The organism is Streptomyces mangrovisoli (assembly GCF_000974985.2).
GTDB lineage: Bacteria > Actinomycetota > Actinomycetes > Streptomycetales > Streptomycetaceae > Streptomyces > Streptomyces mangrovisoli.
Window position 1 is genome coordinate 74982 of the sequence record NZ_LAVA02000033.1, and the last position, 13069, is coordinate 88050.

Below are 13069 nucleotides of genomic sequence, written 5' to 3' on the forward strand. Positions count from 1 at the left end.
CCCGACCGGTCCGGCGAACGAAGAGGAGGAAGTGTGCTGTTGTCCCGCAGCAGACGAATACGCCGGCTCGCCCCCGCGATGCTGGCCGCCGCCGCGCTCGGCGCGACCGGAGTGGTCGGCGCCCCCGCCGCCCAGGCGGCCGACCACGACAAGAGCGTCATCAAGCTGACCCCGTCGGCCCTGAAGAAACTGAGCGCCCGTTACAAGACCCGCGCCGACGGCACCCCCGGCCAGGTGGCCTCGGTCGGCGGCGACGGCACGGCCTCGGACACCGGCTCCGACTCCGGCTCCACGAGCACGGGTTCGGGTTCCGGCACGGACGACTCGGGCAGCACGGGCGGCAGCGCCTTCGGACTGAAGCAGGACGGCCAGTGGGAGACCGCCCGCGGCGTCGCCTCGACCACGACGCTCGGCGGCACCGGCGACTGGCTCGGCATCTACAGCTCCGGCACCGTGACCCGCACGGACGCCAAGGGTGACCCGGTGTGGACGCGCACCAGCCACTCACTGATGACGGACTGGGGAGTGAAGCCGACCAGTTCGCTCCAGGCCGAGGAGTACGTCCCGGAGCTGTACGAGGGCTACAACCCCTACCAGCCCTCCAGCACCGGCAAGAGCCCCTACGCCACCGGCGACTTCAACCACGACGGCGTCGCCGATCTCGCGGTCGCCTACAACGTCGGCAGCAACCCGGTCCGTGAGTTCACCTCCCCCGGCTCCGACCTCCAGACCGGCACCTTCCTCACCGTCCTCGACGGCCGGACCGGCTCCACCCTCTACAGCAAGCTGCTGCCGGGATACGTCGGTTCGATGCTGGTGCAGGACGGCAAGCTGGTCGTCGCCGACCGCACCGGCCCGGACTGGTCCAACAACCCGGTCGCCGAGCAGGGCGACAGCCGCTCGAACCTCACCGCGTACTCCTTCACCTCCGGCGGCAAGGGCAAGCTCACCGGGCACGTCTCCTGGACGTACTCCACCGGTGCGCCCTGGGCCTACTGGGGCGATCTGACCACGCTGTCCGGCGGCCGGATCGCCGCGTCCTGGACCGACACCCCGATGGGCCTCGGCAACCCGCGGCCCGCCGCCGGGCACGTGCTCGTCCTCAGCGGCTCCAGCGGCAAGGCCACGGTCGACACCAAGACCGCCGGCTACCCGCGGATGCTGGCCGCCGACCCGGACTCGGACCGGGTCCTGGTCGTCGAGCAGAACGACCCCTACGACGCCGTCCGCTGGGACCTGACCGGCGTGGACGCCCACTCGGGCAAGCGCACCGTCCTCGCCTCCCGCGAGGGCACCATCCCCGAGGACTTCGAGGTCAACACCGACGCGCACGGCGGCCAGGCCGCGTACGCGGTGGCCGAACTCGGCATCAACGCGGACCTGTCGGACGGCCAGAGCACGATCTCCGGCTGGGACTCCCACGGCAAGACCCTGTGGACGCGTACCACCGCCTCCACCGTGGGCGGCGCCAACGCCCCCACCACCGACCTGAAGTGGGAGAACGACGGCGCCGACGTGGTCGCCGCGATCTCCGACCCGGTCGAGTGGAGCTCCGACCGGCCCGACGGCCCCGAGCACACGCAGCTCACCGCACTCGACGGCCGCCGCGGCGGCGTCGACTGGGCTCAGGACGGCGCCGTCGTCGGCGACCGGATCACCGACTACCGCGGCGCTCTGCTGACGTTCGGCTACGACGACACCGCCTACGTGACCGACCCGCGCAAGGGCACCGCCACCACCACCCTGCCGCAGCTCGGCGACGCCTACACGGCCGTCGCGGCGGACGTGAACGGCGACGGCGTCAAGGACCTCGTGGTCGGCGGCCAGAGCCGAGGCGTGTTCGCCCTCGACGGCCGCACCCTCGACGACGCCGTGCCGCGGCAGCTGTGGCACGCCACCGTCGGCGGACCCGTCCGCCAGCTCCAGACGGCGACCCTGACCGACGCCAAGGGCCGCAGGACGGCCTCCCTGGTCGCGGCCACCACCTCCGGCTTCGCCGTGCTGACCACCGCCACGGGTGCCGTACGCGCTGACAAGGACCTCGGCGGCGGCTTCGTGCCGACCGTCACCGTGACCGGCGACGGCCACGGCGGCAGCGAGGTCGTCGCCGCGGGCAGCCACTCCGTCGCGGCGTACGACGGCGCCGGCAAGGCCCTGTGGACGTACACCCCGTCCGGCACCACCGGGAAGACGCTGGTCTTCTCGAACGTCGCCGCCGACGCCGACGGCAACCTCTATCTGGAGTACGGCGGTCACCGGTCCGCCTACGGCACCGGGGTCTCCGACCCGGCCCCCACCGAGCTGAGCCTGTCCGCGACCGGCAAGGCCCGCTGGAGCGCGCTGCCGAACGATGCCAAGGACGCCGACTGGGTCGTCCAGGACCAGGGCGTCTACGTCAGCTCCGCCATCCCCGGCGCGAACGGGCGGGGTGTCGCCTTCTCCTTCGGCGGCGACAAGCCGGCCGGCCTCGGCATCACCCACCTCACCCAGATCCTCGACACCGCCGACGGCTCGGTCGTGCTCACGCACCACACCACCGGCGTCAACACCCACATCGGATTCGTCGCGTCCAAGGCCGACGGCCTGATCGAGCTGCGCTACAACGGCGTCACCGTCTTCCCGGCCGACGGCGGCGACCCCTACAACGTCAGCCTGGGCGTCATGCCCTTCTCCGCCGTCGTCGACGGGGACGGCTCCGGCACCGACCACCTGATCGCCGCGATCAACGGCATCTACGGCTACGGCCTGCCGCTCGACCCCGACGACAGCTACCCGGACCCGGCCGCCGAGGACTTCGGTCTCTTCGCCGGCACCCTGGTCGCCGCCCACGTCACGTCCTCGTCGGCGGACGACCTGATCGCCACCACGCAGGACCAGCGGGCCTTCGCCATCTCCCTGCAGACCGGCGGCTTCGACTACTACTCGTCCGACTACTACCAGCACGGCATCACCGTCTACTCGGTGACCGGCGGCAGCGGCGCGAGCACCACCTCCGCCGTCCCGAGCAGCACGGCGGACACCAAGGACGACGCCGCGTTCGGCACCACCGCCGACATCCAGGCGGCCGCCCCGCTGAAGGACCCCGGCCTGCCCAAGGGCACGGCCTCGCTCCCCCTCCAGATCAAGTCCTCGACCAAGGTCACCGACCCCGACACCGTGACCGCCTCCGGCACCACGGACGTCAACGAGACCACCAAGGGCTACACCCCGCAGCAGATCCAGGCCCGGCTCGGGCTCACGGGTGACGGCACCGGCCAGACGGTCGCGATCGTCGACGCCTACGACTACCCGAACGCCGCGTCCGACCTGAACCACTTCGCCGCCCACTTCGGCCTGCCGCAGACCTGCGACAGCGTCGAGAAGGGCACCGACTGCTTCGACTTCTCCCAGGTCCACGCGGCGGGCACCACGCCGGACGCGAACTCCAGCTGGGAGGAGGAGGAAGCCCTCGACATCGAGTGGGTGCACGCGGTCGCCCCGCACGCCAAGATCGTCCTGGTCGAGGCGGCCGACGCGTCCGCCGAGGCCCTCTACCAGGCCGTCGACGTGGCGGCGGCGCTGCACCCGGCGGCCGTCAGCAACAGCTGGGGCATGTCGGAGTTCTCCGAGGAGTCGTACTACGACAGCCACTGCAAGCTCGCCGACTCGGTGTGCACCCAGTCCACCGGTGACGACGGCTACCCGGCCGGCTACTCCAGCACCAACCCGTACGCGCTGGCCGTCGGCGGCACCAAGCTGACGCTCGACGCCTCGGGCGCCACCCAGTCGGAGACCGCCTGGGCCTCGACCGGCGGCGGCCTGAGCTACTTCGAGAAGCGCCCCGCGTACCAGGACGGCGTCCAGTCGTCGGCGTACCGGGCCACCCCCGACGTCAGCTTCGTCGCCGACCCGACCACCGGAGTCGCCGTGTACACCACCGCCACCAGCAACGCGGGCATCTGGCTCCAGGTCGGCGGCACCAGCCTCTCGGCGCCGTCCTGGGCGGGCATCCTGGCCGCCACGGACCAGCTCCGGTCGGCCGCCGGCAAGGCGCCGCTCGCCTCCGCGGGCACCGCCGGCGACACCGCCCACAAGGACGTCTACGCCCTGGGCGACCACCTGTACGACGTCACCTCCGGCAGCAACGGCGCCTGCGGCACCGAGTGCACCGCGGGGACCGGCTACGACACCGTCACCGGCCTCGGCTCCCCGCTCGCGGGAGTGGACAAGGCCCTGTCGGAAATGAAGTGAGCCCGCGCCCGGCGGCCCCGCCGCCGGGCCCGGACCCCGCGACGCGGCCGAGTCCCGATACCCGATCGGAGACCCGGCCGCGTCCGGCTATGCTCAGGGAGGCAACATCGCCTGGGCCCTTAGCTCAATTGGCAGAGCAGTGGACTTTTAATCCATTGGTTGTGGGTTCGAGTCCCACAGGGCCTACCGAAGGCAGCCGCCCCACGACGCCCGCACCGGATCGATCCGGTGCGGGCGTCGTGGCGTCCGGGGCCGGCCCGGCGGGCCGGGCGGCGGGATTACGGGTCGACCGGTTCCGGCGCTCCGGCCCGGGCCGCCTCGCGGGCGAGCGTGCGCCGGTGGGTGGGGTTCAGGAACCAGTGACGGGCCGACAGCACCCACCACAGGGCGGCGAAGCCGAGCACCGCGAGGACCGCGATCGGGGCGTAGTTGAAGGTCTCCCAGGTGACGGGGGAGACCTGCGGCAGCATGAACAGGACCGTGATCGCGCCGACCCACGTCACCGAGACGATTCCGATCAACCGTGACCAGCGGCCCAGGTGCCAGGGGCCGCGTTCGAAGGCGTCGCCCTTGCGGACCCGCAGCAGCGTCGGGACGACGTAGGCGATGTAGAGGCCGATCACCGCGATCGAGGTGACGGCCGCGTAGGCCGCGTAGTTGATGAGGTACGGCAGACCGAGCACCAGGGCGCCCGCCGCGGCCAGCCAGACCGCCGCGACCGGGGTGCGGGTGCGCGGGCTGACGGTGTGCCAGACGTGCGAGAACGGCAGGGCGCCGTCGCGCGAGAAGGCGTAGATCATGCGGCTGTTGGCGGTCACCGAGGCCATCCCGCAGAACAGCTGCGCGCCGATCACGACGAGCAGCAGCAGCTTGCCCGAGGTGGCGCCGAGGGCGTCCAGCAGGATCTGCGCGGGCGGCGCGCCGGTCGGCGACGCGAGTTCCTTGTCGTACGACTGGATCGCGTAGGTGAAGCCGAGCAGCAGGACGAAGCCGGCGATCCACGACGTCCAGATGGAGCGGACGATCCCCTTGGGTCCGGCCGTGGACGCGTCGTGGGTCTCCTCGGTCATGTGCGCGGAGGCGTCGTATCCGGTGAAGGTGTACTGCGCCATCAGCAGACCGATCAGGACCACGTACACCCCGCTGCCCCAGCCGGTGTTGTTGACGAACTGCGTGAAGACGAAGGACGTCGACTGGTGCTTGTCCGGTACGAAGGCCAGGGCGCCCACGATCACCCCGACCCCCAGCACGTGCCACCACACGCTGACGCTGTTGAGGAACGCGACGATCCGCACGCCGAAGGTGTTCAGCAGCCCGTGCAGCACCAGGATGCCCGCGAACAGCAGCACCGTGCGGCCCGGCGTGACCTCGAAGTCGAACTGGAGGTTCAGGTACGCGCCCAGGAAGGACGCGGCGCCGAAGTCGATGCCCGCGGTCACCGCGACCTGGCCGAGCACGTTGAACCAGCCGGTGAACCACGCCCAGGCGGCCGCCGAGCGCGGCGGCGCGAGGCGGTGGGCCCAGAAGTACAGGCCCGCGGAGGTCGGGTAGGCGGAACAGATCTCGGCCATCGACAGGCCGACGAAGAGGGTCATCAGGCCGACCGCGACCCAGCCCCAGGTGATCACCGCCGGGCCGCCGGTGTTCATGCCGAAGAGATAGAGGGTCAGGCATCCCGAGAGGACCGAGATGATCGTGAAGGAGACGGCGTAGTTGGAGAACGCCGACATACGGCGGGCGAGGACCTGGGTGTAGCCGAGCTGGGCGAGCCGCTCCTCGTCCGACAGGCCCTGGGGGCCCTTCGTTATGGCGTCATCTGTCATGCCCCCAGCGATTCCCTCGGCGAGCGCGTGACATGCGTCACTCCCTGGCCGGAAACCAGCTTGTAAAGACGGCAGTTGGGGCGGATCACCGGGGTCGCCGCGGAGGAACCATTGCCCGCTGGGCCCGTTCGGCCGGGATTCCCCTGCCGCGGGCCGGACTGCCAGGGGTTCCTCCCGGTCCCGGCGGAGCGGGCCCGCGGTGCCACCGGGCCCTACGGCGTTCCCCGGCCGCCGCAGACCTTTGCGGGCGGCGTGGCGGAACGGCCGAGGGCCCGTACGACAGGTGTCGTACGGGCCCTCGAACGGGTCACTCGGCGTCAGCCGTCGCGACGGTGGTCGCGTCAGCCGTTGCGCTTCCAGCGCGGCTTGTCGTCACGGCGGCCGAACGAGCCGGAGCCGGAGGAACCGGAGCCGGAACCGCGGTGGTCGTCACGGCGCCCGAAGGGACGGTCGTGGCCGCCCGCGCGGAAGCCGGGACGGTCGTCGCGGCGGTCACGGTTGAACGGACGGTCGCTGCCACGGTGGCCGGCCGGACGGTCGTCACGGCGGAAGCCGCCACGGTCGTCACGGTTGAAGGTGCGCTCGCCCCGGTCGTCACGGCGCTGGAAGCCGCCACGGTCGTCACGGTTGAAGGAGCGGCCACCGCGGTCGTCACGGTTGAAGCCGCCACGGTCGCCGCCGCGGTCGTCGCGGTTGAAGGAACGGCCGCCACGGTCGTCACGGTTGAACGTGCGCTCACCGCGGTCGTCACGACGCTGGAAACCACCACGGTCGCCACCGCGGTCGTCACGGTTGAAGGAACGGCCGCCACGGTCGTCACGGTTGAACGTGCGCTCACCGCGGTCGTCACGACGCTGGAAACCACCACGGTCGCCACCGCGGTCGTCACGGTTGAAGGAACGGCCACCACGGTCGTCACGGCGGAAGCCGCCCCGGTCGCCACCGCGGTCGTCACGGCGGAAGCCGCCACGGTCACCGCGGTCGTCGCGGTTGAAGCCGCGGTCCTCACGGCGCTCACGGCGCTCGTACGGCGCCGACGCCGTGCGCTCCGCGCGGTCCACGTCCTGCGCGGCCGGCTGCTCCGGGACGGACGCCTCGGTCAGCGCCTCGGCGGCCTCGGCCTGGGCCTCGGCCACCGCGGCCTCCGGGTCCTCGCCGCGCTCGCGGGCGACCCGCGCGACGAGGCGGTCGGCCTCCTCGCGCAGCTCGGTGGCGCGGCGGGTGGCCCGCTCCAGCTGCTTGGTGAGGTGCGAGACCTCGCGCTCGGCCTGGTGCGCCGCGTTGCCCGCGGACTCGGCCTGGACCTCGGTCATGGAGCGGGCGCCGGTGATCTCGGCGACCTCCGGGTCGAAGGCCGCGCCGCCCTGGATGATGTGGCGCGAGGCGTCGACGCCCGCGTCCTCCATCAGGCGGAAGATCTGACGGCGCTGGTGCGGCAGCGACAGGGAGACGACCGTGCCGGTGCGGCCGGCCCGGGCGGTGCGGCCCGCGCGGTGCAGGTAGTCCTTGTGGTCGCCGGCCGGGTCGACGTTCAGCACCAGGTCGATGCCGTCGACGTGGATGCCGCGGGCGGCGACGTCGGTGGCGACCAGGACGTTGACGTAGCCGTCCTTGAAGTCGGCCAGGGTGCGGGTCCGCGCGCCCTGGGTCATGCCGCCGTGCAGCGCGTCGGCCTTGGCACCGGCCTCGCGCAGCTGCTCCGCGACACGGTCGGCGCCGAGCTGGGTGCGGACGAAGATGATGGTGCGGCCCTTGCGGGAGGCGATGGCCGCGGTGACCGGCGCCTTGTCCTTGGGCTTCACGATCAGGATGTGGTGCGACATCGTGGTGACGGCGCCCTGGGCGGCGTCGACCTCGTGCGAGACCGGGTTGTTGAGGTACCGGTCGACGAGGGTCTTGATCTCGTTCTCCATGGTGGCGGAGAAGAGCATCCGCTGACCGCCGGCCGGGACCTGGTCGAGCAGCTCGGTGACCTCGGGCAGGAAGCCCAGGTCCGACATCTGGTCGGCCTCGTCGAGGACGGTGATCTGGGTGTTCTCCAGGGAGCAGGCGCCGCGGTTGATGAGGTCGCGCAGTCGGCCCGGGGTGGCGACGAGGACGTCGACGCCGCGCTCGAGGGCGTAGATCTGGTTGCCCATGGACGTACCGCCGCAGACGACCTTCATCTTCAGGCCGAGGACGTCGCCGTAGGGCTGGAGCGCGTCGGCGACCTGCATCGCGAGCTCACGGGTCGGGGTGAGGATGACGGCGCGCGGCTTGTGCTTCTCGGTGCGACCGCCGGCCAGCGTGGCCAGGGTCGGCAGACCGAAGGAGAGGGTCTTGCCGGAGCCGGTGCGGCCACGGCCGAGGATGTCCTTGCCGGCCAGGGCGTCCGGGATGGTCGCGGCCTGGATCGGGAAGGGGACCGTCACGCCGTTCTGCGCGAGCTTGCGGACGACGCCCTCGGGCAGGCCCAGCTCGGCGAAGGTGACCTCGGGGGTCTCGTCGGCGGCGTCGGCGACCTCGGTGGTCTCCTCGACGGCGTCGATGGCCTCGGGGGCCTCGATCACGGGGGTCTCGTGCTCGACGTTCTCGACGTTCTCGGGCACGACGGCGTGATCAGTACTGGAAATGGACATGCGTATGCGAAACCTTCCGGAGTCTCGTCGGCACGCGCCCGTCAACTCCGTGAATTCGCAATACGACCGCCTCAATGCGGTCAGCCACGGCAAGGGAGAGTACGCGCCACACGGCGCGCTCTGCGGTGGCGCCGGGCAAATGGGATCAAACGATCTACCACCATACGCACCCTGCACCCCCGGTGGCAAACCGATGTGGGGAGACGCTCGTCACGCGGGCCCCTGCGGGGGGCTCGGCTGTGAACGGGGCTGCGGGTCCGTGGGGGCCGATCGCGCAGTTCCCCGCGCCCCTTGTTCACCGCTGCGGGTGCGTGGCGCTTGATCGCGCAGTTCCCCGCGCCCCTTGCTTCACCGCTGCGGGCCGGTGGGGCTTGATCGCGCAGTTCCCCGCGCCCCTTGCTTCACCGCTGCGGGCCGGTGGGGCTTGGGCGCGCCGTTCCCCGCGCCCCTGGGGCGGGACCGGCGATCTGTCAGCCTGCGGGCCGGTGGGGCTTGGGCGCGCCGTTCCCCGCGCCCCTGGCGGGGCTCGGTCATGCCCACCCAGGGGCGCGGGGAACTGCGCGAAGGGGGTCCCACCGGCCCGCAGGTGCGCAGATCGCCGAGGTCCGCCTAGGCGGGGGACCCCGCAGCGGGAGCCGGCAGGTGGTGGATCAGCTGCGGCGCGGAGCCGTCCTCGTGCGCCGACGACGACGGCTCCGCCGGAGACGGGTCCGCCGGCGCCGAGTCGATGACGGGCGGCGGGGACAGCGTCGGAGCGAGCGTCGTGGCCGGTGCGGACGGGGTCGGGGAGGCCGGCCCCTGGTCCGGGGTCCTGCCGGGGTCCGGGCCGGGGGCCGAGGCGGACGCGCCGGGGCGGGACGCCGAGGCCGAGGCGGACGCCGACTTCCCCGGCTTCGCCCGCCCCCCGTGGCCGCGCTTGCCGTCACCCGCCGAGCCGCCGCCGCCCAGGCCGCCGCCGGAGCCCACCCGGCCGTCCGCGGGCGCCGCGTCGTCGTGCCGGCCCGCGGAGTGCGAGGGGCCGGCCCGGTGCCCCGCGTCGTCGCCCACGCTGACGCAGCCGGTGGCGGCTGCGGCGACGGCCAGGGCCGCGGCGGCCGTACGGACGGGTAGGGGCAAGGGGCGCACGGGGCCACCTCCGGTGGGGGAAGGAGTCAACCTCTTCAACTCCCGTCGCCCGCATGAGGACACGCGGGCGCCTCCGGCGGGGTGGGCACCATGTCGTCCGCGGGTCCGTGGGCGGCTGGTCGCGCAGTTCCCCGCGCCCCTGGGTGGGCATGGCCGAGCCCCGTCAGGGGCGCGGGGAACGGCGCGATCAGCCCCCGCTCACCGGCAGACGAAACGGTGCCGAACCGCCGTGGTCATCCATAGCCGAGCGCATGCAACCGCGCGTCGTCGATGCCGAAGTGGTGGGCGATCTCGTGGACCACGGTCACCTCGACCTCCGCCACCACGTCCGCCCGGCTGTCGCACATCCGCAGCGTCGGCCCGCGGTAGACCGTGATCCGGTCCGGCAGCACGCCCGCGTACCACTCGCCGCGGTCGGTGAGCGGAGTCCCCTCGTACAACCCGAGCAGCTCGGGATCGCCGGCGGGCGGTTCGTCCTCGACGAACACCGCGACGTTGTCCATCAGCCGTGTCAGCTCCGGCGGAATCCGGTCCAGCGACTCGGCGACCAGTTCCTCGAACTCCTCGCGCGTCATCTCCAGCACAGGGCCATTGTCCGGCACGAGGGCCCGCCCCGGGCCGGAGCCCGCGCGGCGCGGTGTGCGGCGGTGGCCCGCATATCCACGCCCCGGCTTGGGCATACGGGACGAATGGTCCGCGTACGAGTCCCCGTCGCAGTCCGCACCCTCCCCCGCCGCTGCCGCACCCTCGCCCGCCGGTACCGCGACCGCAGGCCGCCGCCGCGGCTCGAACTGGTCGCGCAGCCGCACCCCTGGCCGCGCGCCCTGGGCATGGTCGCCGTGGTGCTGCTGGGCGCCTGGCTGGGACTGCTGGTCGTCGGCGACGTGCGGGCCAAGGTCGGCCCGATGAACACCACGATGACCCTGCGCCCGTCCCTCACCGGCGGCACGAAGATCAACATCTCGCCGCTCGGCACGCTGAGCCTGAACAGCCATGTCGCCCCGGTCCGCCTCGACGTGAACGTCGATCAGCTGGACCCGGAGCGCTCCCAGGCGCTGGTCGACCACCCGGAGCGGCTCTCGGGCCTCCAGGACGAGGTGGCCCACGACGTGGAGCACGGCACGCTCGACCTGGCGGTGCGCTCCGGCGTGGCCGTGGTGGCGGGCGCGACCGCGCTGGGCCTCGCCGTCTACCGGCGCCCCCGGCGCGCGCTGGCGGCCGGCGGGCTCGCGTTCGGCCTGCTGGCGGCCTCGGGCGCGACGGCGTACGCGACCTGGAACCCGGAGTCGGTGCTGGAGCCGAAGTTCACCGGGCTGCTGTCCTCGGCGCCCTCGCTGGTCGGCAACGCGCGCAGCATCGTCACCGACTTCGACGTCTACCAGAAGGAACTGGCGCGCCTGGTGACGAACGTGACGAAGCTGTACGACGTCACGTCCACCCTGCCCGCCTACCAGCCGGACCCGTCCACGATCCGCGTGCTGCACGTGTCCGACATCCACCTCAACCCGGCGAGCTGGAAGATCATCGCGTCGCTGGTGGAGGAGTACAAGGTCGACGTCGTCGTCGACTCCGGCGACACGATGGACCACGGCACGGCGGCCGAGAACGCCTTCCTCGACCCGATCGCCGACCTGGGCGTGCCGTACGTCTGGGTGCGCGGCAACCACGACTCGCAGGTCACCCAGCGCTATCTGGAACACATGAAGAACGTCCACGTGCTCGACGACGGCAAGGCCGAGACGGTCGCCGGGCTGCGCTTCGCGGGCATCGGCGACCCGCAGTTCACCCCGGACCGCGCCGTCACGCCCGGCGGGAACGACGCCGAGGTGATGGCGGGCGGCGAGCTGGCCTCGGCCATGAACCACCAGAAGGTGATCGGCACGCCCGTCGACGTCGCCGTGGTGCACGAGCCGTCGGCGGCCCGGCTCACCGACGGCGCGGTGCCGCTGGTGCTCTCGGGGCATCTGCACCACGAGGAGACCGAGGTCATGAAGTACGGCACCCGGCTGCGCGTCGAGGGCTCGACCGGCGGGAGCGGGCTGCGCGCGGTGGAGGGCAGCTACCCCGACCCGATCGAGGCGTCCATCCTCTACTTCGACAAGGACAGCCGGCGTCTCCAGGCCTGGGACGAGATCAAGCTCGGCGGGCTCGGTCTGACGACGGCCGAGGTCACCCGCCACCTGCCGAAGGAGAACCAGCCCGGGGCCTCACCCACACCCACGCCGACACCCACTCCGACACCCACTCCGACATCCACGCCGACCCCGAGCACCGTCGCCTCGCCGTCGGGGCCGTAAACCGTTTTGGCGATCCCCGCCGCCATCCCATATGCTTCTCACGTCCCCGAGGCGCTGCGAAGCGCCCAGGCGGGCCGATAGCCCTCATCGTCTAGCGGCCTAGGACGCCGCCCTTTCAAGGCGGTAGCACGGGTTCGAATCCCGTTGGGGGCACGCAACACCGTGTGCGACAATGTCGTACGCAACAGCTTGGTCCTGTGGAGCAGTTTGGAGTGCTCGCCACCCTGTCAAGGTGGAGGCCGCGGGTTCAAATCCCGTCAGGACCGCTGAGATTTCCCCGGAAATCTCGTGGCTGGGTAGCTCAGTTGGTACGAGCGATCGCCTGAAAAGCGATAGGTCGCCGGTTCGACCCCGGCCCCAGCCACCATCGAGGCCCCGATCTTCGGATCGGGGCCTTTGTCGTGTGTCCGGCCGCCTCCCCCGGATGCCCCAAGGCCTTCCCCGCCCCGGCATGTCCGGAAAGCCCCACCCGGCCCCCGCCCGGTCCGTAGGATGCGGGCGCTCCTGTGGGTGCGCTGGGACGGGAAGGGGACGGTGGGACGCGTGGTCTCGGATCTGGGACTGGAGAAGGACCGGGCGCGGTACGGGCTGCTGGCCGTGGTGGTCAGCAATCTGGCCATCGCCGGAGTGGCGGCCTTCGGGGTGTGGCGGCTCGGCGGTGACCGTTCGGTGATCGTGGGGGTGCTGACGGCGGCGTTCACCGCGGTGAGCAGCACGACCACGGCGTATCTGGGCATCAAGGCGGTGTCGAACACGGCGAAGTCGATGGCCGACGCCGGCACCCGGCCCACGCCGGCACCCACAGCGACACCGACGCCCACGCCCACGCCCGCACCGACAGCGCCAGCGACACCGGCACCCGCACCCGCACCCGCACCCGCACCCACGACACCCGACGAGCCGGCGGTGAGCCCCGAGGTCGTCGCGCCACGCACCCCGTGAACAGGCCGCACACAAATCGTTCGCCCGGAAATTC

Annotated in this window: 7 protein-coding genes and 4 tRNA genes; 7 read left to right on the forward strand and 4 right to left on the reverse strand. The window is 72.2% G+C overall.

Annotated features, from left to right (window positions below; genetic code table 11):
• Positions 1–33: 33 nt before the first annotated feature.
• The gene (locus WN71_RS15210; RefSeq protein WP_143074837.1) at positions 34–4230 is read left to right on the forward strand and encodes a S53 family peptidase; all 4197 of its coding nucleotides are present in this window, start codon (positions 34–36) and stop codon (positions 4228–4230) included.
• A 113-nt stretch (positions 4231–4343) separates the two neighbouring features.
• Positions 4344–4416: transfer RNA gene (locus tag WN71_RS15215), tRNA-Lys, on the forward strand.
• Positions 4417–4508: 92 nt separating this feature from the next.
• Here the strand turns inward: WN71_RS15215 and WN71_RS15220 are convergent.
• From WN71_RS15220 to WN71_RS15235, 4 genes are all read right to left on the reverse strand, one after another.
• Entirely contained in the window at positions 4509–6053 is a 1545-nt protein-coding gene (locus WN71_RS15220; RefSeq protein WP_046581835.1) for an amino acid permease, read from the reverse strand.
• 341 nt (positions 6054–6394) lie between these two features.
• Positions 6395–8671, reverse strand: coding sequence for a DEAD/DEAH box helicase (locus WN71_RS15225; RefSeq protein ID WP_046581838.1), 2277 nt, complete (start codon positions 8669–8671; stop codon positions 6395–6397).
• Positions 8672–9280: 609 nt separating this feature from the next.
• Positions 9281–9796, reverse strand: a complete 516-nt coding sequence (locus WN71_RS40915) for a hypothetical protein (protein ID WP_046581839.1) — start codon at positions 9794–9796, stop codon at positions 9281–9283.
• Between the two features lie 233 nt (positions 9797–10029).
• The gene (locus WN71_RS15235; protein ID WP_046581845.1) at positions 10030–10380 is read right to left on the reverse strand and encodes a metallopeptidase family protein; all 351 of its coding nucleotides are present in this window, start codon (positions 10378–10380) and stop codon (positions 10030–10032) included.
• A gap of 105 nt (positions 10381–10485) precedes the next feature.
• Here WN71_RS15235 and WN71_RS15240 point away from each other — a divergent pair, with 105 nt between their 5' ends.
• The 5 genes from WN71_RS15240 (at position 10486) to WN71_RS43455 (ending at position 13035) form a co-directional block, all read left to right on the forward strand.
• Positions 10486–12093, forward strand: coding sequence for a metallophosphoesterase family protein (locus tag WN71_RS15240; RefSeq protein ID WP_046581847.1), 1608 nt, complete (start codon positions 10486–10488; stop codon positions 12091–12093).
• Between the two features lie 80 nt (positions 12094–12173).
• Positions 12174–12246 (forward strand) — tRNA-Glu (locus WN71_RS15245).
• 38 nt (positions 12247–12284) lie between these two features.
• A tRNA-Asp gene (locus tag WN71_RS15250) sits at positions 12285–12359 on the forward strand.
• A gap of 24 nt (positions 12360–12383) precedes the next feature.
• Positions 12384–12460: transfer RNA gene (locus tag WN71_RS15255), tRNA-Phe, on the forward strand.
• Positions 12461–12636: 176 nt separating this feature from the next.
• Positions 12637–13035: a hypothetical protein gene (locus WN71_RS43455; RefSeq protein ID WP_240529665.1), complete on the forward strand. Its 399-nt coding sequence runs from the start codon at positions 12637–12639 to the stop codon at positions 13033–13035.
• Positions 13036–13069: the final 34 nt, after the last annotated feature.